The sequence below is a fragment of the Pseudomonas sp. FG-3G genome (genome assembly GCF_901007645.1).
GTDB classification, from domain to species: Bacteria; Pseudomonadota; Gammaproteobacteria; order Pseudomonadales; family Pseudomonadaceae; genus Aquipseudomonas; species Aquipseudomonas rhizophila.
Genome location: NZ_CAAKGZ010000020.1, coordinates 490114 through 511439 on the forward strand (window position 1 = coordinate 490114; position 21326 = coordinate 511439).

The 21326-nt window shown below is 62.3% G+C and carries 20 protein-coding genes and 1 pseudogene; 9 read left to right on the forward strand and 12 right to left on the reverse strand.

The genetic code is table 11. The features are described 5' to 3' along the window. Window positions 1–22: 22 nt before the first annotated feature. A pseudogene (locus PSEUDOMOFG3G_RS28020) lies at window positions 23–145 on the forward strand (hypothetical protein); the annotation flags it as partial. Between the two features lie 50 nt (window positions 146–195). Further along, on the forward strand, window positions 196–1236 hold the full coding sequence (locus tag PSEUDOMOFG3G_RS11910; RefSeq protein WP_139050023.1) for an ABC transporter substrate-binding protein: 1041 nt from the start codon (window positions 196–198) through the stop codon (window positions 1234–1236). Between the two features lie 27 nt (window positions 1237–1263). Here PSEUDOMOFG3G_RS11910 and PSEUDOMOFG3G_RS11915 read toward each other — a convergent pair whose 3' ends face one another. The 5 genes from PSEUDOMOFG3G_RS11915 to PSEUDOMOFG3G_RS11935 form a co-directional block, all read right to left on the reverse strand. Beyond that, complete coding sequence (locus PSEUDOMOFG3G_RS11915; protein ID WP_076384559.1) at window positions 1264–2175, reverse strand: LysR substrate-binding domain-containing protein; 912 nt, start codon at window positions 2173–2175, stop codon at window positions 1264–1266. 210 nt (window positions 2176–2385) lie between these two features. Beyond that, window positions 2386–3588, reverse strand: coding sequence for an NAD(P)/FAD-dependent oxidoreductase (locus PSEUDOMOFG3G_RS11920; RefSeq protein WP_047229143.1), 1203 nt, complete (start codon window positions 3586–3588; stop codon window positions 2386–2388). A 244-nt stretch (window positions 3589–3832) separates the two neighbouring features. Continuing rightward, window positions 3833–4207 carry a response regulator transcription factor gene (locus PSEUDOMOFG3G_RS11925; RefSeq protein WP_139050024.1) on the reverse strand — a complete coding sequence of 125 codons (375 nt, stop codon included), beginning with the start codon at window positions 4205–4207 and terminating at the stop codon, window positions 3833–3835. 100 nt (window positions 4208–4307) lie between these two features. Next, window positions 4308–4958, reverse strand: a complete 651-nt coding sequence (locus PSEUDOMOFG3G_RS11930; RefSeq protein ID WP_139050025.1) for a response regulator transcription factor — start codon at window positions 4956–4958, stop codon at window positions 4308–4310. Further along, window positions 4955–6406, reverse strand: a complete 1452-nt coding sequence (locus PSEUDOMOFG3G_RS11935; protein ID WP_139050074.1) for a sensor histidine kinase — start codon at window positions 6404–6406, stop codon at window positions 4955–4957. Before PSEUDOMOFG3G_RS11935 ends, PSEUDOMOFG3G_RS11930 begins: the two co-directional genes overlap by 4 nt. 460 nt (window positions 6407–6866) lie before the next feature. Here PSEUDOMOFG3G_RS11935 and PSEUDOMOFG3G_RS11940 point away from each other — a divergent pair, with 460 nt between their 5' ends. Continuing rightward, on the forward strand, window positions 6867–7808 hold the full coding sequence (locus PSEUDOMOFG3G_RS11940; RefSeq protein ID WP_047229140.1) for a LysR substrate-binding domain-containing protein: 942 nt from the start codon (window positions 6867–6869) through the stop codon (window positions 7806–7808). Window positions 7809–7833: 25 nt separating this feature from the next. On the opposite strand, the gene PSEUDOMOFG3G_RS11945 is transcribed toward PSEUDOMOFG3G_RS11940, so the two are convergent. Further along, a complete protein-coding gene (locus tag PSEUDOMOFG3G_RS11945; protein WP_139050075.1) occupies window positions 7834–8844 on the reverse strand; it encodes a GlxA family transcriptional regulator in 1011 nt (336 codons plus the stop codon). Between the two features lie 151 nt (window positions 8845–8995). Between PSEUDOMOFG3G_RS11945 and PSEUDOMOFG3G_RS11950 the strand changes: the two genes are divergently transcribed. The 4 genes from PSEUDOMOFG3G_RS11950 to PSEUDOMOFG3G_RS11965 all read left to right on the forward strand — a co-directional run bounded on the left by PSEUDOMOFG3G_RS11950 (window position 8996) and on the right by PSEUDOMOFG3G_RS11965 (window position 13735). After that, the gene (locus PSEUDOMOFG3G_RS11950; protein WP_047229139.1) at window positions 8996–9988 is read left to right on the forward strand and encodes a helix-turn-helix domain-containing protein; all 993 of its coding nucleotides are present in this window, start codon (window positions 8996–8998) and stop codon (window positions 9986–9988) included. Window positions 9989–10057: 69 nt separating this feature from the next. After that, a complete protein-coding gene (locus PSEUDOMOFG3G_RS11955) occupies window positions 10058–10990 on the forward strand; it encodes a transporter (protein WP_139050026.1) in 933 nt (310 codons plus the stop codon). A 10-nt stretch (window positions 10991–11000) separates the two neighbouring features. Then, a complete protein-coding gene (locus PSEUDOMOFG3G_RS11960) occupies window positions 11001–12260 on the forward strand; it encodes an MFS transporter (RefSeq protein WP_139050027.1) in 1260 nt (419 codons plus the stop codon). Between the two features lie 17 nt (window positions 12261–12277). Beyond that, window positions 12278–13735: an amidase gene (locus PSEUDOMOFG3G_RS11965; protein ID WP_139050028.1), complete on the forward strand. Its 1458-nt coding sequence runs from the start codon at window positions 12278–12280 to the stop codon at window positions 13733–13735. Between the two features lie 106 nt (window positions 13736–13841). On the opposite strand, the gene PSEUDOMOFG3G_RS11970 is transcribed toward PSEUDOMOFG3G_RS11965, so the two are convergent. After that, window positions 13842–14276 carry an Rrf2 family transcriptional regulator gene (locus PSEUDOMOFG3G_RS11970; protein ID WP_047229136.1) on the reverse strand — a complete coding sequence of 145 codons (435 nt, stop codon included), beginning with the start codon at window positions 14274–14276 and terminating at the stop codon, window positions 13842–13844. Between the two features lie 147 nt (window positions 14277–14423). Between PSEUDOMOFG3G_RS11970 and PSEUDOMOFG3G_RS11975 the strand changes: the two genes are divergently transcribed. Then, entirely contained in the window at window positions 14424–15317 is an 894-nt protein-coding gene (locus tag PSEUDOMOFG3G_RS11975; RefSeq protein ID WP_139050029.1) for an NAD(P)/FAD-dependent oxidoreductase, read from the forward strand. 23 nt (window positions 15318–15340) lie between these two features. Here the strand turns inward: PSEUDOMOFG3G_RS11975 and PSEUDOMOFG3G_RS11980 are convergent, their stop codons facing one another. From PSEUDOMOFG3G_RS11980 to PSEUDOMOFG3G_RS11990, 3 genes are read right to left on the reverse strand one after another with little or no spacing between them, the layout of a single operon-like run. After that, a complete protein-coding gene (locus PSEUDOMOFG3G_RS11980) occupies window positions 15341–16648 on the reverse strand; it encodes a CitMHS family transporter (protein ID WP_047229134.1) in 1308 nt (435 codons plus the stop codon). A gap of 50 nt (window positions 16649–16698) precedes the next feature. After that, on the reverse strand, window positions 16699–17022 hold the full coding sequence (locus PSEUDOMOFG3G_RS11985; protein ID WP_171061361.1) for a hypothetical protein: 324 nt from the start codon (window positions 17020–17022) through the stop codon (window positions 16699–16701). Beyond that, the gene (locus PSEUDOMOFG3G_RS11990) at window positions 17022–18368 is read right to left on the reverse strand and encodes an acyclic terpene utilization AtuA family protein (protein WP_139050030.1); all 1347 of its coding nucleotides are present in this window, start codon (window positions 18366–18368) and stop codon (window positions 17022–17024) included. Before PSEUDOMOFG3G_RS11990 ends, PSEUDOMOFG3G_RS11985 begins: the two co-directional genes overlap by 1 nt. A gap of 101 nt (window positions 18369–18469) precedes the next feature. Between PSEUDOMOFG3G_RS11990 and PSEUDOMOFG3G_RS11995 the strand changes: the two genes are divergently transcribed. Beyond that, a complete protein-coding gene (locus PSEUDOMOFG3G_RS11995; RefSeq protein ID WP_047229131.1) occupies window positions 18470–19348 on the forward strand; it encodes a LysR family transcriptional regulator in 879 nt (292 codons plus the stop codon). 114 nt (window positions 19349–19462) lie between these two features. Here the strand turns inward: PSEUDOMOFG3G_RS11995 and PSEUDOMOFG3G_RS12000 are convergent, their stop codons facing one another. Together PSEUDOMOFG3G_RS12000 and PSEUDOMOFG3G_RS12005 are read right to left on the reverse strand one after the other, a co-directional pair. Further along, on the reverse strand, window positions 19463–20314 hold the full coding sequence (locus tag PSEUDOMOFG3G_RS12000) for a CAP domain-containing protein (protein WP_139050031.1): 852 nt from the start codon (window positions 20312–20314) through the stop codon (window positions 19463–19465). Between the two features lie 193 nt (window positions 20315–20507). Continuing rightward, window positions 20508–21281 carry an L-iditol 2-dehydrogenase gene (locus PSEUDOMOFG3G_RS12005; RefSeq protein WP_139050032.1) on the reverse strand — a complete coding sequence of 258 codons (774 nt, stop codon included), beginning with the start codon at window positions 21279–21281 and terminating at the stop codon, window positions 20508–20510. Between the last annotated feature and the right edge of the window lie 45 nt (window positions 21282–21326).

Sequence of the window (21326 nt, forward strand, 5' to 3'; positions counted from 1 at the left end):
TGACGGCCTGCCTCGTGAGGCCGGCACTCTGGGCCGGATGATCATGGCCCCGGCGCTGGTAGCCAGCCATGCCGACATCAACGAACTGGTCGACAAGACCCGTATTGCTGTAGATCGCACCGCCCGCGCTTACGGTCGCCTCTGAGTCCCGTCGCCGGCTCGTGCGGGCGAGCCGGCCTTTCGAGGAACCGCTTCATGTCCAGATCCTTGCGTTGCAATATCGCGTGTGCCCTGGTGCTGCTGAGTAGCAGCGTCCTGGCCGCGCCACAGAGCCTCACCGTGATCTCCTTTGGTGGCGCCACCAAGCAGGCCCAGGACAAGGCCTACTTCCAACCCTTCAACGCCAGCGGTGCAGGAAGCATTGTCGCCGGCGAATACAATGGCGAGTTATCGAAGATCAAGGCCATGGTCGCGGCCGGCCACACCAGTTGGGATGTGGTCGAAGTCGAAAGCCCCGAGCTGTTGCGCGGTTGTGAGGAGGGCCTGTTCGAAAGGCTCGATCTGAGCGCCTTGGGTGATCCGGCGAATTTTGTGCCGGGAACACTCACCGAATGTGGCGTGGCCACGTATGTCTGGTCGATGGTCCTGGCCTATGACCAGAGCAAGTTGGCCAAGGCCCCCAAGTCCTGGGCGGATTTCTGGAACGTCACCGAATACCCGGGCAAACGCGGGTTGCGCAAGGGAGCCAAGTACACCCTGGAAATTGCCTTGCTGGCCGACGGGGTCGAGGCGCAGGAGTTGTACAAGGTGCTCAACACCCCCGAAGGCGTGTCGCGGGCGTTCGCCAAGCTGGATCAGATCAAGCCGAACATCCAGTGGTGGGAGGCCGGTGCGCAACCGGCACAGTGGCTAGTGGCGGGGGACGTGGCGATGAGCGCTGCCTACAACGGTCGCATCGCTTCGGCGCAAAAGGAAGGCATGAAGCTGAGTATCGTCTGGCCGCAAAGCCTGTATGACCCGGAGTACTGGGCGGTGGTCAAGGGCACGCCGAACAAGGTCCTGGCCGAGCAATTCATTGCCTTTGCCAGCCAGCCGCAGGCGCAGAAGGTGTTCTCGGAAAACATCCCTTATGGGCCGGTGCATCGCAAGGCGCTGGCGTTGTTGCCTGGAGCGGTCCAAGAGCAGTTGCCTACCGCCGAGGCCAACCTGGCCGAAGCCCGGGCCGTGGATGCCGAGTTCTGGGTTGACCATGGTGAGGAACTGGAGCAGCGCTTCAACGCCTGGGCCGCTCGCTAGTCACAACGTTCCATATCAATGGCTGGCTCAGGCCAGCCATTGTTTGAACTGCTCTTTGCAGTAATCCACGAACAACTGCGCAGGTTTGGTCAGGTGCGCGCGCTTGAGCCATCCTGCCACCAGGGCCGAACCGGTGACGTCCTCGGCGATGTTGACGCACACCACTTGCTGCCCATCGTAGGTGCAGGTGGAATGTGGCCGGGTTACCAGCAGCGCAAAGCCGAACGATTGCCCGACCATGCCGCGCACCATTTCGATCGAGGGTGAGCTGAATACAATGTTCGGTGTCAGGCCCAACTCCTCGAATATGCTCACGAAATAGGTCCGGCTGGGTTGCACGTCCAACAGAATCATCGGCTCCAGCGCCAGATCGCGCAGGGACACCTGAGCCTGGCTGGCAAAGCGGTGCTCCGCCGGCAGCAGCGCGTATGGTTGTTGAGGCGCCATCAGCGCCTCGGTCTCGATGGTGCCGTCGAGGTCGTGCTCATAAAAAATCGCCAGATCAAAACGGCCCCCCGTCAAACCTTGCACCAGTTCCTGTTGCTCGCCGTCTTGTAGACGGATCTCCACGCCGGGGTAACGCTGGCGAAAACCGGCGATCAATCGTGGCAAGTACAGGGGCGCGACAGTCTCGAAACAGCCAATGTCGATCTGACCGCTGACCACGTCGTTGTCGGCCAGCGCGTTCTGCTCGAACTCTCGCGCCATGCGCAGCAGTTCCTGGGCTTTGCGATAGAAGCGAGCGCCGCTGGGGGTTAGCGATACACCCTGGGCGTGGTGACGGATGAGCAACTGCACGCCGAAACTGTCTTCCAGCCCTTTGACGGCGGTCGCAATCGAGGGCTGGGCGATGTACAGCTTGCGGGAGGCTTCGGCGACGCTGCCACATTCGACGGTGGTGACGAAGTACTTCAGCTGACGCAAGGAATAGGACGCCACGGCACACCTCGATCCGGATGATTTTTGCCTACCTTACCTTGTGCACAGAGGGCAGTGGGCGGGCATTGCGACGGATTTTACTGGGCAGTGACGATATTCAGGCTGGCTTGGGGACGAGCGCCTGAAAAAAACGCCTGCCCAAGCATCATCGGCAGGCGTCTGGGAAAGACCGGCGCAGAAAGGAGGGACTGGCCGGGGTCGGAAACGGACTCAGGCCACCGGGATCAACGGGTCGGCGGCGGCCAGGGCGGTCGCGCGATCAGCCGCGGGCGGATAGATCCACACGGTGTTGATCTGGGTCTTGAGCTCCTTGGCTTCCTGCCCGACCAACTTGAGCTGGCGATCCCAACCCTCGGTATACACCGCGCCCCAGGCACCCAGGTCCAGACAGGTCACGTACTTGGGTTGGCTGTAGGCCATCGGCGCGACGCCCAACAAGTCGGCCGCGACGTTGTTGCCGGCATAGCGGCCCAGGGCGATGGCGTGCTGGCAGGACATGGCCGCGTAGTTACCCAGGGTATCGGTGGCGGCATAGGCCACGTCGCCGGTGGCAAATATGTCGGTCTGGCCCAGGACTTTCAGGTTGGCATCGACGTGCAGGCGACCCTGGCGATCGCGAATGCCGGGTATCTGTTGGGTCAACGGATTGGCGCGGAACCCCACGGTCCAGATCACAGTATGGGACTCGATACGCTGGCCGCTCGACAGGGTGACGCCACCGGCATCCACCGATTCGACCGAGTCGTTGACGATCCACTCGATACCCAGATGCTCGGACGCTTGGACAATGGACGGACGAATGCCGTCGCCCAACGCTGCGCCGATCTGCGACCCGCGATCCACCACGATGACCCGGATGTTAGCGTCTTCACCCAGGACCGCGCGCAGGCGTGCCGGCATTTCGGTGGCGGTTTCGATCCCGGTAAAGCCTCCGCCGGCCACCACCACGGTGTTGCGGGCCGGGCTGTCCGGAAGATTTTTCAGGGACTTGATATGGGCTTCGAGGCGGGTTGCCTGTTCGATTTCATCAACGTCGAAGGCATGCTCGATCATGCCTTCAAGGTCTGGGCGGACCAGTTGGCTGCCCGCCGCGAGCACCAGGCGGTCGTAGCCCAGGCTGCCCTCGGTGCCGAACACATCCACGTAGCCAACCTGTTTGTTGTCGACATCGATACGGCTCGCCGAACCTTGTACGAATTTCACGCCCACCGCGTCGAACAGGCCACCCAGCGGGGCGGCCATGGTGTGGACGTCCGGCTCATAGAAACGAGGACGGATGCGCAGCTCAGCCTGGGGGGCCAGGACGCTGATCTGCACGTCATTACGATCGTGTTGGTCCAGCAGCCGGGCGGCGCTCAATGCACTCCAGACCCCGCCGAAACCTGCGCCAACAACCAGAATATGTTGTTTCATGATGAGCTCCCGAAGACAAAATCGATACGTTGAATTGTTTAACTGTTTCAGCGTGACCGTGTCGCGAACTACTCCAAAAGCGCCTGGCTGCAATGAGTTGCCATCGAGCACATTCAATTTCAGTTCGCTGTAGGGAAGCTTATTGGCAGGGCCTGTGTTTAACACTTCTACATAAGGTCATCCGGCCTATGCCTGGGTAGGGGGGATCTATACAAAGGTATGAGGTCGCGACGATGGCGCGGCATCAGGAAGGCCGGCCAACTACCGATTCGATGCAGGCGATCAATTGAGCGCAGTCGAAGGGCTTCGGGAAAAACGCCACCGGCTCGGGCGCCCCGGCGCTGACACGGGGTGGCACGCCAGGGTATCCGCTAATGAAAATGATCGGGATATGAATGCCCAGGGTCGACAGTCGATCGTACATCTGAATACCGGTCATGCCAGGCATTTGAATATCCGATATCAGGCACGCTGTGTTTTCAAGTTCACAAGAAGATAAAAAGTCCAAGGCGCCCGCGTATGTTGTAACCCGATATCCGTGGGAACGTAACAAGCCATCCAGTGCAATTCGAACTGACTCGTCATCATCAACAATTGAAATAGTTGCGGTATTGGACATGTCGATACCTGGGGTGATATCAGGTAGCCATAAAGGCGCCTGTATCACTGCAAGATACGCCGTCCAATAGTCCCGCCAAGTATACGTGTGTATGAACTTTCTACTGCTCGCCGCGCCATTCCAGCACCTGGGCCATGCGGACCAGATCGGCAAACGAGCCTGCGCACATTTTGCGCATGGCTTGGCCGCGGTGAATCTTGACCGTGATTTCGCTCAAGCCCAGTTCCCCGGCGATCTGCTTGTTCATCAGGCCTGACGCCGCCAGCGCCATGACCTGTTGCTCGCGCGGGGTCAATGTGGTGTAACGGTCAAGCACTTGCTGATGGCTGCGTTCGGCGTCGCGCCGCCGACAGTCCTGTTGATGGGCGGCGGTCACGGCGTCGATCAGGTCTTGTTCGCGAAACGGCTTGGCGAGGAAATCCACGGCACCGGCCTTCATCGCCCGCACGGTCATGGCGATGTCACCGTGGCCGGTCATGAACACGATGGGCAGATGGACGTTGGCCGCGACCAGCGCCCGTTGGCACTCCAGGCCGCTGGTGCCTTGCAGCCGTACATCCAGAACCAGGCAACTGGGCAGGTCGGGCCTGGAATGGTTCATGAACTGTGCGACCGAATCGAACAGATGCACCTGCAGGCCGATGGAACGCAGGAGGCTGCCGAGGGCTTGGCGCAGCGGTGCGTCGTCGTCAACGATATAAACGATGGGCTCGTTGCCGAGGACCGGTTTCGTGGGCTGCATGGCGTTCATTGCCCGCTCCCCGACACAGCGGTGCAAGTGAGCCGCGGCAGCGCGAACCTGAATGAGGTGCCTTGGCCGGCCTCGCTGGTCGCCCAGATCCTGCCGTCATGGAAGTCGATGATGGACCGGCAGATGGAAAGGCCCATGCCCAGACCGTTTTCCTTGGTGGTAAAAAACGCATTGAACAAGGACGGCAGGACCTCGGGGGCAATGCCGGTTCCGTGGTCAGTCACCTCCAGCAGCACTTCGTCATCCTCCATCCAGGTGCGTATGTGCAGGGTTCGTTCGTGTACCTTGACTGCGTCCATGGCGTGACAGGCATTGATGATCAGGTTGATGATCACTTGCTGCAGTTGCACCCGGTCTGCGCTGACCTGGCTGTCGGTCGCTGTCAGCTCCACCTTCGCCCGGACTTTATGATGAGCCAGTTGCTGCTGGACCAGGTTCAGGGTCTCGCGGACGATGTCGTCCAGCCGCTCGGGCTGGCGCACCGGGTCGCATTTGCGCGACAGCGCTCTGATACCGCTGATGACCTCGCTGGCGCGACAGCCGTTGGCGACGATTCGGTCGAGGCAATCCAGGGCTTCCCCGAGATCGGGCTCCGGACGTTTGAGCCAGCGGCGGCAGGCCTCGCCACTGCTGGTGATGGCCGTCAGTGGCTGATTGACCTCGTGGGCGATGGACGCGGCCATTTCCCCCAGGGAGGTCAAGCGCGTGACGTGGGCCAATTGGCTCTGGGCGCGGAACAATGCGTCTTCGGCCTGCTTGCTGGCGGTGACGTCCATGAGCGCGCCCAAGTACTGGAAACGGCCATGCTGGACGAGCAGGGGGCTGGCGATCATGTGGATGTGCTTGATGCGCCCATCAGGCATCAGCAGGCGCAGCTTGACCTCGATCTGCGGTTCACCAGCGGCGGCCTGTTGGAAAACCCCGCGTGCCAACTCCAGGTCTTCGGGGTGAGTGCGCGCCAGCATCATCGACACCGTCGGTGTCTTGTTGGGCGAGTACTCGAAAATCCGTGCCGACTCCTGCGACCAGGTCAACGCTTGGCGATCGCCGCGAAAGCCCACGCTGCCGGTCTGGCTCAGGCGCTGGGCGCCGATCAGGTAAGCCTCGTTGTGCCGCAGGCTGTCGGAAGCCTGCTTGCTGCGCAGCGCCAGGAACGCAATGGCGGACAATGCGGTCAGGCAGCGAAAGAAACCGGTGGTCGATTCCCAGCGGTGATAGCCGCCGTTGTACAAGAACATCGCGGTGAGCAAGCCCATGCACATCAGCGCGACGGTGATCACCAGATTGATGGAGAACAGGTTGGCCGCCATCAATAACAAGGTGATGTACAGCAGGGTCGGCGCCAGGTCGGAATGGGTCTCGGAGTTGATGATGACAATCCCGCAAGCCACCACCAGGCCTACCAGCCAGCCGAGGGCGTTGACCAGCGGATGGGTACTGATTCCCATCGACAGTCGCGGCCCCTTCTGGCATGGGGCGTATCGCAGGCTGTCATAGACGTTCTTGAGCATCGCGGAGGGTAGGGGCACGCTGGCAGACCTTTTGTTTTTACGTGGTCTCGCTCTGGGATGTCGGGGGACAGAGCATCGGTTCGTATCTTAGAAGCGCCGCTTGGGCTGAGGTAGGACATAAAACCCTGAAATTCCGCCAGGTCGTGCCAATACTTTATTTGTGGCGAGGGGATAAATCCCCTCGCCACAAAGGCAGTGTTCGCCACAGGGCTTGGTATATACCGAAGTATCGATGAAGCCGCCCAAAGGGTGGGTGGAGTGTCCCCACGTACAACAGACACTGGCTTGCCTCGGGGATTACGCTTTCAACACCTCGTCGCCGTAGGCCTTGATGGAGGGCGCAGGCGATGATCTTGTCCACTCCTGACTCAATGGCCTGGCGCCTGGGGCGACGACGATGATGAACAGAAATGACCTGCGTCGTGCTGACATCAATTTGCTGGTGGTCTTCGAAACCATGATGCACGAGCGAAACGTGACCCGCGTCAGCGAAAAGCTGTTCCTCGGCCAGCCAACGATCAGCAGTGCCCTGGCACGCCTGCGGTTGATGTTCGATGATCCCTTGTTCATCCGTTCGGGGCGGTTGATGGAACCGACCTCCCGGGCGCGGGAAATCTTCTCCAATCTGTCACCGGCGCTGGACGGCATCGCCGCAGCCTTGAGCCGCTGCCAGGCGTTCGAGCCAGCCACCAGCGAGGCGACCTTCCATATCGGCCTTTGCGATGACGTCGAGTACGCACTGCTGCCGGAGTTGTTGCGGCGCCTGCGGATCGAGGCACCGGGCACCACCTTGGTGGTGCGCCGGGCCGATCAATGGCAGGTGTCCCAGCTGTTGGCCAGCGGCGAGATATCCCTGGGCATCAGCCCGACCCTGGAGCTGCCGGCCAATGCCCGGCGCAAGACGCTGCGGCCGATTCGACCGATGCTGCTGCGCGCCGATTCGCAGCCCGGCGAACTGACCCTGGATGAATTCTGCCGTCGGCCCCATGCCATCGTGTCGTCCATGGGCAATGTCATCGATGATTCGGACCGGGCGTTATGCCTGATGGGCCGACAGCGCCGGGTGGTGTTGACCGTGCCGCAGTTCAGCGCCTTGCCCATGCTGTTGGCCGGGAGCGACATGATTGCTATCGTGCCGGATTACGTTGCCCTGGCGATGGCCGTGGTGGCTGGTATGCGGGCTCAAGCGGCCCCGATCTGTTTGCCCCAGCACGAGCTTTCCATGGTCTGGCGCGGTGCTTCGCACAATGATCCGGGGGAGCGTTGGCTGCGCTCCCGTTGCAGCGCACTCCTGGCTGAGCAGGGCGACTCGCAGGCGCGATCCTGGAAAGTGGCCTGACAGGCCAGTAGCGCAAGTTTCGCGCTTAACGGGAAAACCGGCTGCGATACTCGCGGGGGGAAATCGACAGGTGACGCTGAAATGTGTGACGCATTCGTTCCTCGTCACCGAAACCGCAGGCGCGGGCGATCTGGTCGATGTTGCGCTGAGAGTCTTCCAGCATTCGCCGCGCCGCCTCAAGGCGGAACATCTCGATGGCTTTGGCCGGGGTGCGGCCGGTCTGGCGTTTGTAGACCCGGGCAAAATTGCGCGGGCTCATCCTGGCCTCGCGGGCCAGTCGCTCGACGGTGAGGTTGTTGTCGTCCAGATGTGCGCAAATCCACACGTGCAGTTCATCGAAGCCGGCGCTCTCCTGCATCTGCAATTGCAACAGTTGGCTGAACTGCGCCTGACCGCCGGGGCGTTTGAGAAACACCACCAGCTCACGGGCCACCTGCAGGGCCACGTCGCGACCGCAATCGGCTTCGACCAATGCCAAGGCCATGTCGATGCCCGCGCTGACACCGGCCGAGGTCCAGACGTTGTCCTGCTGGATGAAGATCGCATCAAGATCCACCTCAACCGACGGGAAACCACTCTTGAGCATCTCGCACATGGCCCAATGGGTGGCGGCCCGGCGTCCGTCCAGCAAGCCGGCCTGGGCCATGAGGAAAGTGCCGCTGCACACCGATGCGGTGCGCCTGGCCTGGACCGCGGCAATGCGCAGCCATTGCACCAGGTCGACACAGTCGATCATCGCCTGCCGAATGTCCGGTGCGCCGGGGACAATCAGCGTATCGATGAGCGTCCCGTCGAGCTCACGCAGGGCACGGGTATCCACGACCAGGCCTTCGGCGCTTTGCATCAATCCGCCTGCCAGGCTGGCGGTGTGCATGGCGTAGCCGGGCAGGCCGCGTTCGGTCATGGCCTTGGTGGCGGCCCAGAACACTGTTTGGGCGCCGGTCAGGTCCAGCAAGCCCATTTGCGGATAGGCCAGGAATACCAGGGTGCGCGGTTGGGAAATGGACTCGGCGGCGAGGCCGACATCCAGGGTCATCTCGTTCATGATCGTTTCGCGCGGGGTGTTTGTCAGGGCCGGTGAAAGAGTCTATCCGTTTTCGGCACAATTGAACGAATGGCCTACCCAGCGGAATGGAACTTGCCTGAGCTTTGATCCATAAGCCCTGGAATCATCAAAGGTCGGGTCAATGAACAATGACAACATGGCGCAACCAGCGGTCTCGTCGGAGGGACTGCCGATGCTGCCGATCAATCGGTTCCGCACCACAGACATCGACGAGCACGCCCGGAACATGGGCGGTTGGCAGGTTTGCTACGACCAGTTGACCCCCGGGCGCTTCGACGGCGAGTTGATCGAGTTCCGCTCGGAGTGGATGCAACTGGTGCGCGACCGCTCTAATCAGGCTCTGACCAAGCAAGGCACGGCCTGGGAGGGCGCCATCACCTTCAGCGTGCCGCTGAGTGCGGACGGGCCGGTCTTTTGTTCCGGGCACCCGATTGTCGAGCCCAGCCTGTTGGTCGCCCGTGGGCATAACCTGCCCGAGCTGCGCACGCCCCAACATCTGGATCTGCTCGGTGTCGCCATCGACGAGCAGGCGTTGGAGCATGTGCTGGAACGTCAAGGCAGCCGCTTTCGAATTACCGATCTTCCCAAGTGTTACCGTCTCGGCAACTCGACGCTGCCCGCCGAGCTTGCGGCGTTATTCGATGAGCTTGAAGGGGGCGAGCAGGGGCGTGACTCGTTGCTGGGTTACGAGTCGATTCGTCGTGGCCTGCGTGACACGGTGATGCTGCACATACTGGAACTGGTGGCACCGGACGAGGCGCCGCCGCTCAGCCCCACGGCGCGCAAGCGCATGGTCGACCGCGCCCGGGAGTACGCCTTGGCCCATGTCGATGAGCCGCTGTCGATCCTCGACCTGTGCAACCACATCGGGGCCAGCCGACGCAAACTGCAGTATTGCTTCCAGGAAACCCTGGGTATCAATCCGGTGGCCTATTTACGAGCGTTGCGCCTCAATGCCGTGCGCCGTGAACTGCGCAACGGGGATCAGGCCCTGGGCGTCCAGGAGGTGGCGGCACGCTGGGGCTTCTGGCACTTGAGCCGCTTTTCCAGCGATTATCGGGTGCTGTTCGGCGAGACACCTTCCCAAACCCTGCGTCGCACGCATCTGTGCTGAAAACGGATAACGGCTGACCGGCCGGCTCCCTAGGATGACCCCAACACCACAGGGTTGGAGGGGCATTCGATGAATCAAAATAAAAAAGCAAACGCCTGGCGCTGTACTTGGTTGACCTTGGGGCTGATCGGTATGGGGGGCGCTGCCCATGGCACCGAAAACGGTGCGCCGACCACGGCGGTCGGGGTCTATGATTTCGGCGCGGGCATGATGCCGCCGGCCACGCCCTTTGGCACCGTCGGCCTGCGCACCGCGTTCTATTCGGCCAACGTGCAGAAGGACCGCCACGGCAAGTCCGTGGATAACGATTTCTCCCTGGATGTGCTGTCCATCGGCGTCGCCTATATGCGCATGACCGATTACACCGTGCTGGGCGCCCAGTATGGCTTCGGCACCGTGGTGCCGTTCTTCCAGATGGACGCTTCGGTACAGGTGCAGACGCCAATCGGTCCGCTGGACCTTGAGGCCGATCCGTTTCGCATGGCCGACATCCAGCTGTTGCCGCTGATCTTGCAGTGGACCCTCTCGCCCAACCTGTTCGTCAACACCCAGTTCCAGATCCAGGCACCGACTGGCGACTATGACAAGAACCGGCTGATTTCACCGGGGCTCAACCACTGGACCTTTTCGCCGATCCTCAACGCCACTTACATCTCCGACAGCGGCTTCGAAGTGTCTTCCAGTTTCGAAGTCGACATCAACACACGCAACCCGGCCACTGATTACAAGAGCGGCGTCGAGTACCGCCACGAATTCGCGGTGGGCCAACACGTCGGGCCCTGGACGGTGGGCGTGGGCGGGTATTACTACCGCCAGTTCAGCGATGACGATGCGCCAGGGCTGCAATCGGGCAATCGCGCCCGGGTGATGGCCGTCGGGCCGGCGGTGAGCTACTTCAAGCCCGGGATGCCGCCGGTATGGCTGCACGTCTACAAGGAGTTCGACGCGCGTAACCGTGCCGAGGGCTACACCACGGCACTGCGCATTTCTCACAGTTTCTAAAGGGGCTCCCATGAACCAATCAAGTTCCGTATCAACGGCCGCAGCCCCGTCACGCCAGGCCACGGGTCGGCGTGAAGGGCTGGTGCTGATGCTCGGCAGCAGCCTGACCATCATGGGCTCAGTGATGGTCGCACCCATCTTGCCCCGTTTGGGCGCCGAATTCGGTCCCATGGAGCCGCGAGCCGATCTGCTGGTGCCGCTGGCGATCACCGGGCCGGCCCTGACCATTGCCCTGTGCGCGCCGTTGGCCGGTTGGCTGGCGGACCGGGTCGGGCGCAAGGCGCTGCTGGTGATTGCCACGTTGCTCTACGCAGTGCTCGGCGCGCTGCCGGCGATGCTCGATAACCTGCCGGCGATTGTCGGCACCCGGCTGCTGTTCGGCTGCGCCGAGGCGGCGGTGATGACCTGTTGCGCGGCCCTCATTGCTGACTACTGGCACGGCGAAGAGCGCTTGCGCTACGTCAACCGGCAAGTGGTGACCATCGGCCTGGTGGGGGCGCTGTTTTTTGTGGTGGGTGGGGCGCTCGGGGAGCATTCGTGGCGCTCGCCGTTCCTTTTGTACCTGCTGCCATTGTTGCTGGTGCCCGCCATGATGAAGGTGCTGTGGGAGCCGTCGATGGCCAAGCGGCCAAGGGCCGAGCAGCAAGCGGACGAATCGGGTCCGGCCAAGGTCGCGGTACGGTCGCTGGTGATCGGTTACCTGATGATTCTGGGCGGCATGGTGCTGACCTTCATCGTGCCGATCCAGGCGCCGACGCTGTTGGTCAGCCTGGGCATCACCTCCAGCACGCTGATCGGCATGGCGGCAGGCTTGAGTCTGCTGGCGACCCTGGGCGGTTCGTTGATGTGGCCCTTGCTGCGCCGTCGCTTCGGCATTGCCGGTTGCAACGCGCTGTTGCTGAGTCTGATAGGGCTTGGGCTCTGGCTGCTGATGCGCGCCCAGAGCTACAACGCCGTGCTGGTGGCGGTCTTCATTCAGGGCCTGGGTTCCGGATTGCTGGTGCCCAACGTGATGGCTCCCGTGATGAATGCCTTGACTGCCAGCACCCGCGGCCGTGGCCTGGGTGGGTTCACCTCGTTTCTGTATATCGGCCAGTTCGTCAGTCCGCTGGTGGTGGCCTCTGTGGGCGCCTTCGCCAGCGATCTGCGCCAGTCGATCCAATGGCTGGCAGTCGCCAGTTTTGCCGCCGCGCTGCTGTGGATCGCTGTCGGTCTGCGTACTCGAGGCCATGGTCAGGCGACCACTCTCGGCTCCCGTCAATCGTCATGAAACAAGGAATCTGAAGCATGGGCATGCAAGACATCCACCACTTGATGGACAACGAAGACGCCAGCGCACTGGCCGAGTGGGTCAGGCGCGGCGAGATCCGCCCCGGCGAACTGCTGGAGGCGGCCATCGAACGTCTTGAACGGGTCGAACCGCAGCTCAACGCGGTGGCCGAGCGGTTATACGATTCGGCGCGGGAAGCGGCCGACACGCCTGAGGTCGGGCAAGGTCTGTTGGCGGGCGTGCCGACGTTGATCAAGGACCTGTTTTCGCCCGTTGCGGGGGCGGCAATGACCAACGGTTCACGCTCATTGGGCGATTTTCGCGCGGATTTCGAATCCGAAGTCGTCACCCGCTTGCGCCGTGCGGGGTGTCAGGTAATGGGCACCAGCACTTCACCGGAGTTTGGCACGTCGTACTCCACCGAATCTTCACGGTTTGGCGCCACCCGAAACCCTTGGAGCACCCGGCATAGCGCCGGTGGTTCCAGCGGTGGCGCGGCAGCGCTGGTGGCGGCCCGGGTCGTGCCGTTCGCCCACGGCAACGATGGCGGCGGGTCGTTGCGCGTGCCGGCCTCTTGCTGTGGCGTCTTCGGGTTCAAGCCAAGCCGCGGCCTGCTGCCGTCCGGGCCGATGATCGGCGAGGGTTGGGCGGGGATGGGCACGCCCCATGCGATCACCTTGTCGGTGCGCGACAGCGCCGCGCTGTTGGACGCCACCGCCGGAATGGACCTGGGAGCGCCCTATGCCGCGCCGGTCCAGACGTTGCCCTATGTGACGGCGTTGCAGCGCGATCCGCAACCGTTGCGCATTGCCCTGGTGGAGCAACTCGGTCCCTGGCCAACATCGCCACAGAGCCTGCAGGCCGTAGGCGAGGCGGCGCGGTTGTGTGAGTCCCTCGGCCACCGTGTCGAACCAGTAAACCTGCCGGTGGTATTACCGGAGTTTCTCGATCAGGTCTTCACCATCATCGGCGCAAGCACTCGCCATTACGTTGACCTGCTGGGCCAGATGCGCGGGTTCGCGGTACAGGCCGAGGAGCTGGAGGTGCGCACCCGGATCATCCTGCGGGACAAGGGCAACGTCAGCGGCGCCCAGTACGCGGCTGCAGTGGAGTGGATTCATACCCTGGGCCGGCAACTGGCGACGTTCATGCACGATTACGACCTGATCCTCACCCCGGTCCTGACCCGTGAACCGGTACCGATTGGCGAGCTGGACGTTGAGGACGTGTGCATGAGCCTCGATCAACTGCTGGAGCGTTACCACAGCTACTCGCCATTCACCGCGCTGTTCAATGCCAGCGGTCAGCCGGCGATGTCCGTGCCGTTGTCCTGGAGCAGCAACAGCCTGCCGATGGGCGCGCACTTCGCCGGTCGCTTTGGCGAAGAAAGCACCCTGCTGGCCCTGGCCGCGCAATTGGAACGCGCCCAGCCGTGGCGTGGCCGGGTGCCTGCGGTGAACGCCTGTCGTCGTTGAAGACGGCGATGTCTCAATAAAGTGAAGCGGGCCGGTTCCAAGCACGGCACATCCAGCGTCGATGGAATGCCGATCTCGATGCCTGATCAGGCCCGCTTCCCACCACTCAGCCGTGCCCCTCCCTAAAACGCTGATCAAAATCCTCCGCTAACTGCGCCAGAGTGATGCTGCCCAAACGCTTGAGCAGCAACGCCTGAGCCTCATCGAACGCATCCGTCAGCGCCGCATTCACCGCTTGTTCCACCAGGCACTGCGGGTGATCGGTGGACAGGCCGATGGCAAAAATCGACGTGCTACCCAAGGCCTGATGGATGTCGAGCAGGGTCATCTCTGCCAGGGATTTGCTCAACGTCCAGCCGCCGCGATGGCCTTTCTCTGACGTGACATAGCCCTGTTCCTTGAGCAGCGCCATGGTCCGGCGCACCACCACTGGGTTGGTGCCGAGCATCTGCGCGATGGTGTCGGAGGTGGCGGATTGCTGGTGACGGTCCATGTGGATGAGTACATGAAGCATGCGGGACAGGCGCGTGTCGTTTCTCATGGTAACGGCGTTGTTCTGTGGTTGAGACGGGGTGGAGTATCGCCTGTAATTGCAAAAGTTACGAGATCGTTGACAGGCGCTTTTCAAGGAACTTACGATGTGTCGAGACTTTGGCGATCCTTCGAAAACCACCCTTGGAGAGAGATCATGGGCTACGACGTCATCATTACAGGCGGCAGCTACGCGGGTATGTCGGCAGGACTTCAACTGGCACGGGCCCGGCGAAAGGTGCTGGTGATCGATGGGGGGCAACGCCGTAACCGGTTCGCCGCGACTTCCCACGGGTTTCTTGGCCAGGATGGCCGCGCACCCGCTGACATCGCCGAGGATGCCCGCGCCCAGCTCATGGCTTATCCGACGGTGGAGTGGGTGTCGGACACCGTGGTCCAGGCGCGCAAGGAGGAGGGCGGCTTCACCCTGGAAACCGCCCGTGGGCAACATTTCCAAGCCCAACGCCTGCTGCTGGCCACCGGAGTGGTCGATGATTTGCCGGCGGTGCAAGGCCTGGCTGAGCGCTGGGGCAAAAGCGTTTTCCACTGTCCTTACTGCCACGGCTATGAGTTGGACCAAGGGCCGATAGGCGTGCTGGCGACGTCGCCAATGTCGCTGCACCACGCCTTGATGCTTCCCGACTGGGGGCCGACGACGTTCTTCACCAATGGCGTATTCGAGCCCGACCCGGAGCAGCGGGCCAGCCTGGAACTACGTGGGGTGACGCTGGTAGCCGAACCGGTCGAACGCATTGACGGCGAACGGGCGAATGTGGTCCTGGAAGGGGGGCGTGTGGTTGCCATCGATGGTCTGTTCGTCTTGCCCCGTACCCGCGTGGGAGGTTCGTTGGCCGCCTCTCTGGGGTGTGAGTTCGAGGACGGCCCGCTCGGCGCCTTCATCCAGACTGACATGACCCGCGAAACCAGCGTGCCGGGAGTGTTTGCCTGTGGTGATGCGGCCATGCCGTTCGGCTCGGTGGCACTGTCGGTGGGCGATGGTGTGCGGGCGGGATCGGGCGTGCACCGATCGTTGATCTTCGGCACACACTGAAAACCCGCTTCCCGCGCTGCCCCCTAAACCTGTACCGCCCCGGTCGCCACGGCGAAGGCGAGCATCACCAGGCTGACGCCCCAGGCCCAGAAAAAGGTGTAGGCCATGTGTTTGCGCAACTCGACGCCGGACAACGCCAGGGCCAGGTACACGCTGGGCACCACCGGGCTGATGGAGAAACCGGTGTTTTCACCGATCAGCATGGCCCGGGCCACCGCTTCCAGGGGAACGCCCGCGGCGGCGGCCACATCCCTGATCACCGGCAACAGGGCAAAGTAGTAGGCGTCCGGCGAAAAGATCATCCCCAGGGGAACGCCAAAGAATCCGACGATCACATGCAGGTACTGAGCGGATCCGCCAGGCAGAAAGTCGATCAGCGCCAAGGCCATGCCGTCGGACATTTTTGCTCCGGACAGCACACCCAGCAACACGGCGGCGGCCATCATCACCAGCACCATTTGCAGGGCATCGGATGCGTGGGCCTTGAGACGTTCGGCCTGGGCATCCAGGGAAGGGAAGTTCAGCGGCAGGGCAATGCCCAATCCCACCATGAAACAGGCATAGAGCGGAAAGATACCGGTGAACAGGCAAGCCAGGATCGCGCCGGTCAGGGCCACGTTCAGCCAGTACCGCAGGTTGCGGGGCGAGAGGCCGAACTCGCGACCTTCGGTGGACAGACTGTCCAGATCGACGCTGGCGGCCGCTCCCAGTGACATTGGCCGGCGACGCTGGGCTCGCGAGCCCAGCACGGTGGCCACCAGCAACATGCAGACCAGCCCCACCAACTGCACCGGCAGCAAACCTAGCCAAAGCTCCGTGGCGTCCAGCCCGGAAACTGCGGCAGCCCGAGCGGTGGTGCCACCCCAAGGCACCATGTTGATGACCCCGGCGGTGGTGCCCACCAGGCACAACAGCATGGCCGGGCTCATGTTCAGACGCTTGTACAACGGCAACAGCGCCGGAATGGTCAGCAAAAATGTCGCGGCGCCCACCCCGTCCAGATGCACCACTGACGTCACCAGCACCGTGACCAGCGCCACAGCCAGCGGCTTGCCACCGGTACTGCGGATCAGCAGGTTGACCAGCGGGTCGAACAGCCCGCGATCACGCATGATCCCGAAGAACAGAATGGCAAACAGAAACAGCGCGGCGGTGGGCGCCACGGTGATCAGCCCGGCCTTGATGAACTCGCCGATCTGTCCGGGGTTGAAACCGGCCAGCAGGCAAGCGGCGACGGGGAGGGTGGTGAAGGCGACGACGGGGCTGATCCTGCGCAGCAATATCAGCCCGATGATGACCAGCATCATCAAAAAACCCAACGTTGTAATCATGGTGCAGCCTCTCTTTTTATTGTTGTCGACGGTACGGGCGCGTGAATCCTTCAGCCCTGTGGTTGGGGCAGGCGCAGGGACAGCAGCAGATAACTCAAACTCTTGCCGTGGCGATCAAGGCCGCAACTGAGGTTTACGCCGCCTTCCAGGGCGTCTTCGAGGACGAAATTCAGCGCATGCAGGTTCGGCAGTTCATAGCGATGCACCTTGGCAGGCCGGCGCGTGGCGAATTGTTCGGCGACTCGTTCGCAGGTCAGTTCGCGCAGCAACCATGGGTAGTGCGCCGGATCGAGGGGGAATACCGCAATGCTGAGGATATTGCCTTTGTCTCCGGCACGAGCGTGGGCGAAGTCGGCGAGGGTGACCAGGTTCATCAGTACCACTCCAGGGTCGTGTGGATTTCGCTGCGCGGCAGCAGGAAGCTGCGGGTGGTGACGGCTTCAGCGAGGTGCCGGCGCACGCCGCCACCGCCGGCCGGACCGTTGGTGTAAAGCGATTCCACCTCGGCCAACAGGGTCTGGACTGTTGCCTGGTCGGTATGGGTCAGGCCGACGCGCACACGCACATCATCGAGGGCCGGCGCCAGGGCCAGTCGTTGTTGCAGATAGCGGCCACCGTGGTCATTGAACAGACTGGCGACACCCGACAAATCGATCCAGGGCTGTACGCCTGGCGCCAATCGGTCAAAACGTTGCAGCAGAATTTCCCGGGCCAGGGCGGCACGGGCCACGGCACCGGGGCCGGCATAGGAAATTTCTGCTTCGCCGAACCAGAGCCCACGCACACCGGCCAGGCCCTTGAGCGTATCGGGGCGCGGATGGCCCAGCAGGCCGCTGATCTCAACGCGGTCTTCACCCAGGTCCCGGACGCGGGCCTGCCCCAGGTCCAGCACCACGTCCGGGGTCAGGTAGCGGCGCGGATCATGCACCTCGTAAAGCAATTGTTCCTTGACCGTTTGCTCGCTGACGCGGCCCCCGCAGCCCTGGGTTTTGCCGATGATCAAACGCCCATCCTCATGGACCTCGGCGATGGGACAACCGAGGTTCGCCGGGGCCGGGATCTCTTTGATCCCAGGGTGGGCAAAGTACCCGCCGGTGACCTGGGTGCAGCACTCCAGCAAATGCCCAGTCGCGGTGGCGATGGCCATTTTCTGCCAATCGTCGGCGGCCCAGCCCAGCCCATGGCGAATCGCGCCCACCGCCAGCGAAGGGTCGGCCACTCGCCCGCACAGCACGATACCGGCACCTTCTTGCAGCGCCGTATGAATGCCGTCGGCACCGGTGTAGACGTTGACCGAAACCACGTCTGCCGGGGCCACGGGCAGCCATTGCTTGAAGCGCGGTGTGGATTCTTCCAGCAGGTCATCGCCCAGTACGCAGGCAATTTTCAAACTCGGATAGCGTCCTGCCAGTGTTGCTCGCAGGCGCTGCGCGGCGGCTCTGGGATTGGCTGCCCCCCCATTGGTAATGATGGGGATGCCGGCGTCGATACACACATCCAGCATCGGCTCGAGGAAATCGAACAGGCGAGAGGCGTATCCGGCTTGAGGATCGAGGCCCCTGCGCAGTTGCGCTTCGGCCAGCGTCCGTTCGGCCAGCAACTCCAGCATGATGTAGCGCTGGCCGTTTCGTTGCGCCAGGTCCTGGGCCAGGCGCAAGGCGGCGTCCGGGCGATCATTGGCAAAACCGGCGCCGCATCCGACGAGAATTGTTTTTGTCATGTCCGTTTCCACTGATGGGATGGCCCATAGTGGCGGCCATGGATTGTTCTGTGAATTTTAAAGGTAGAATCAATTGATCCATTATCTTTATAAGTACGGCCATGAACGTTTCTTTCCGACAGCTTCGTGCCTTTATCCTGATCGCTGAAACCTCAAGCTTCACGCGCACCGCTGAACAGCTTCACCTGTCCCAGCCAGCGCTGAGCTACAGCATCCGCAAACTGGAGGAGACCATGGGTCTGCAGTTGCTGGCGCGTAACACCCGCAGTGTCGAGCTGACGCTGGCCGGCGAACACTTTCTGCCCCAGGCCAGGCGCATGCTCAGGGACATGGACGATGCCGTACGGGACGCCCGCGACACCCTCAGCCTGAGTCGTGGCTCCCTTCGCCTGGCGGCACTGCCCACGGCCGCCGCTTCGTTCCTGCCTGTGGTCATCGCGTCGTTCCAGCGCAAACACCCGGGTGTAAGGGTGAGCGTACTGGATGGTCGGGCCGGGGAGATCATGGGGTGGGTGCAGCGCGGTGAGGTGGACGCGGGTATTACCTCGTTACCCGACGACCTGTCCGGGCTGAGCTTCGTGCGCCTGTTGGATGACAATCTGGTGTTGCTGACCCACAAGGATCATCAGCGCGACAGTCTGGACGACTGGAAACGCAGGCCCTACATTGCCCTGACTCCCGACACGAGCATCCGGCCCTTGGCCGACGCAGCGTTGCGCTACCTGAATGTCGAGCCTGAGCCGGCCTGGGAGGTGGCGCACATGAGTACCGCCACTGCGCTTGTACGCGAAGGGTTGGGGTTTTCCCTGCTGCCGGCCAGTTGCACGGCGGTGTTCAACATTGGCGAGCAATGCGCGGTGATTGCCATCGACCAGCCCGGAAAGCGTTCGATCGGCCTGTTGCAACGCAAGCCAGTGGCCCAGTCGCCGTCGTTGAGCCAGTTCATGCAGCATTTGCGGCAGACGCTGCGTCAGCAATGACAGTTCCATGGTCATCGCGAGCAGGCTCGCTCCCACAGTGTGTAGAACCCTTGTGGGAGCGAGCCTGCTCGCGATGGCGGGATTGCCGTCAGTGCCAGGCGATCTGATCAAACGCTATTGGGTGCCAAACATCGCTGTCCAATAAATCCCTGCATCGCTCTTCGGGTCCACCGCATAGCCGGCGCCCAGTTCTTTGAACTGCGGGTTCATCAGATTGGCGCAATGACCGGGGCTTGCCAGCCAGCCGTCCACCACTTTGAGGGCCGTATCCTGTCCAGCGGCGATGTTCTCACCGATCAACTGGCCGAGGTAACCGGCCAACTCGGCGCGATCGCCCGGCATGCGGCCGTCGCGATCCTTGTGGTCAAAGAAGTTGTTGTTGGCCATGGCCCGGGAGTGAGTCACGGAGGCCAGGGCCAGCGTCTCGTTCCAGGCCAGCGGGGTTGTCGCTGCGTAGGCTTCGGTGCCGCAGCGGCGCGGTTGGGCACGGGCACTGTTGATCAGCTTCAGCAGTTTCTGACCTTCGGCTTGCCAGTCCCCCAGGCGCGCCGACAACAGCGGGCGCGCCAACACGATGCGCCATTCGCGATCCAGGCGACTGACACCGATGTCGACAAACTGCGGGTCCAGCACCACCTGGCAGAAGCTTTCCTGCACGGCCTTCATCGCGGCTTGCGCGTCCCGCGGCCCGGACAGGCTGATGGCCTGTACGTTGACCATCGGATAGGCCGTGCGGGCCAACGCCTGCTGCAGGTCACCAATGCCGTTGGCTGACAGGATCAGCCGCGAATCCATGGCCAGCGGCGGTAGCTCCAGAGAGGCCTGATCCGCACAACTCTGGGACTGACTGCGGTATAGGTTGATGGACTCGACCAGTTGCGTCTCTTCGGTGGCCAGGACACTGGTGGCGAAGGCCAGCCCCAGCGACAGCCCGATGAGACGCATGACGGATGAAATGGCACGCATGTAAATCTCCCTTGAGCGGACGGCGCCTATGATGCGCAATTTTTGCCCGGCTGGGGCAACGGTATTCACGCTCTCTTGAAATCCCTTGCAACGGCACCGTTGGGTACCGTTTGGGACAATCCTCAAGTAGTGGGATCAATTTTCAGGCAAATAAGTCCATCTCCGTCGATTCAAGGGCAAAACTTGCGAATTATCAGCTCATCCAGTTCCCGCCATCGACGTTATAAGTCTGTGCTACCACATATTCGCTCTCCGCAGAGGCCAGGAATATCGCCATCCCCACCAGGTCCTGCGCGGTGCCCATCCGGCCATAGGGCACTTGCGCACCGACCTGACGCTTTTTCTCTCCCAGGGGCAGGTTTTCATGATGGGCGAACAGCGCATCCACGCCATCCCAGTGCTCACCCTCCACCACACCAGGGGCAATGGCGTTGACGTTGATTCGATGCTTGATCAAATCAAGGCCGGCCGACTGGGTCAGGCTGATCACCGCAGCCTTGGTGGCGCAATACACCGCCACCAGGGCTTCTCCACGCCGGCCGGCCTGGCTGGCCATGTTGATGATTTTGCCGCCATGCCCCTGGCGGATCATCTGCCGGGCGGCGGCCTGCAGCGTGAAGAGTGTGCCGGCGACATTGATGCAAAACAGCCGTTCGTAGCTTTGGCGCGTAATCTCCACGATAGGCGCCAGGTCGAAAAGCGCTGCGCTATTGACGAGGATATCGAGCTTGCCCGTCCGGGCCACGACCGCCTCGATGGCCTGGTCAATCGAAGCTTGTTCAGTGACGTCCATTTTGACCGCGTAGGCGCTGTCGCCCAGTTCGGCGGCGGTGGCTTGGGCGCTTCCAAGATCGATATCGGCAATCGCCACAGTAGCCCCTTCGTTGATATAGGCCTGGGCGAACGTCCTGCCAATACCACGGGCAGCACCGGTGACCAGCGCGCTTTTTCCTTCCAGTCGTTTCATGGGTTGTCCTGTCTCGAATGACAAAATAAACAGCAGGGGAGCGCG

Excerpts from the sequence above, each read along its gene's own strand:
- PSEUDOMOFG3G_RS11920 (WP_047229143.1), bottom strand. The coding sequence starts at position 3,588 with ATGAAACAACATATTCTGGTTGTTGGCGCAGGTTTCGGCGGGGTCTGG.
- PSEUDOMOFG3G_RS11930 (WP_139050025.1), bottom strand. The coding sequence starts at position 4,958 with ATGAACGCCATGCAGCCCACGAAACCGGTCCTCGGCAACGAGCCCATC.
- PSEUDOMOFG3G_RS11940 (WP_047229140.1), top strand. The coding sequence starts at position 6,867 with ATGATGAACAGAAATGACCTGCGTCGTGCTGACATCAATTTGCTGGTG.
- PSEUDOMOFG3G_RS11955 (WP_139050026.1), top strand. The coding sequence starts at position 10,058 with ATGAATCAAAATAAAAAAGCAAACGCCTGGCGCTGTACTTGGTTGACC.
- PSEUDOMOFG3G_RS12005 (WP_139050032.1), bottom strand. The coding sequence starts at position 21,281 with ATGAAACGACTGGAAGGAAAAAGCGCGCTGGTCACCGGTGCTGCCCGT.
- PSEUDOMOFG3G_RS11990 (WP_139050030.1), bottom strand. The coding sequence starts at position 18,368 with ATGACAAAAACAATTCTCGTCGGATGCGGCGCCGGTTTTGCCAATGAT.
- PSEUDOMOFG3G_RS11985 (WP_171061361.1), bottom strand. The coding sequence starts at position 17,022 with ATGAACCTGGTCACCCTCGCCGACTTCGCCCACGCTCGTGCCGGAGAC.
- PSEUDOMOFG3G_RS11925 (WP_139050024.1), bottom strand. The coding sequence starts at position 4,207 with ATGTCCAATACCGCAACTATTTCAATTGTTGATGATGACGAGTCAGTT.
- PSEUDOMOFG3G_RS12000 (WP_139050031.1), bottom strand. The coding sequence starts at position 20,314 with ATGCGTGCCATTTCATCCGTCATGCGTCTCATCGGGCTGTCGCTGGGG.
- PSEUDOMOFG3G_RS11935 (WP_139050074.1), bottom strand. The coding sequence starts at position 6,406 with ATGGGAATCAGTACCCATCCGCTGGTCAACGCCCTCGGCTGGCTGGTA.
- PSEUDOMOFG3G_RS11945 (WP_139050075.1), bottom strand. The coding sequence starts at position 8,844 with ATGACCCTGGATGTCGGCCTCGCCGCCGAGTCCATTTCCCAACCGCGC.
- PSEUDOMOFG3G_RS11910 (WP_139050023.1), top strand. The coding sequence starts at position 196 with ATGTCCAGATCCTTGCGTTGCAATATCGCGTGTGCCCTGGTGCTGCTG.
- PSEUDOMOFG3G_RS11975 (WP_139050029.1), top strand. The coding sequence starts at position 14,424 with ATGGGCTACGACGTCATCATTACAGGCGGCAGCTACGCGGGTATGTCG.
- PSEUDOMOFG3G_RS11960 (WP_139050027.1), top strand. The coding sequence starts at position 11,001 with ATGAACCAATCAAGTTCCGTATCAACGGCCGCAGCCCCGTCACGCCAG.
- PSEUDOMOFG3G_RS11950 (WP_047229139.1), top strand. The coding sequence starts at position 8,996 with ATGAACAATGACAACATGGCGCAACCAGCGGTCTCGTCGGAGGGACTG.
- PSEUDOMOFG3G_RS11980 (WP_047229134.1), bottom strand. The coding sequence starts at position 16,648 with ATGATTACAACGTTGGGTTTTTTGATGATGCTGGTCATCATCGGGCTG.
- PSEUDOMOFG3G_RS11965 (WP_139050028.1), top strand. The coding sequence starts at position 12,278 with ATGGGCATGCAAGACATCCACCACTTGATGGACAACGAAGACGCCAGC.
- PSEUDOMOFG3G_RS11970 (WP_047229136.1), bottom strand. The coding sequence starts at position 14,276 with ATGAGAAACGACACGCGCCTGTCCCGCATGCTTCATGTACTCATCCAC.
- PSEUDOMOFG3G_RS11995 (WP_047229131.1), top strand. The coding sequence starts at position 18,470 with ATGAACGTTTCTTTCCGACAGCTTCGTGCCTTTATCCTGATCGCTGAA.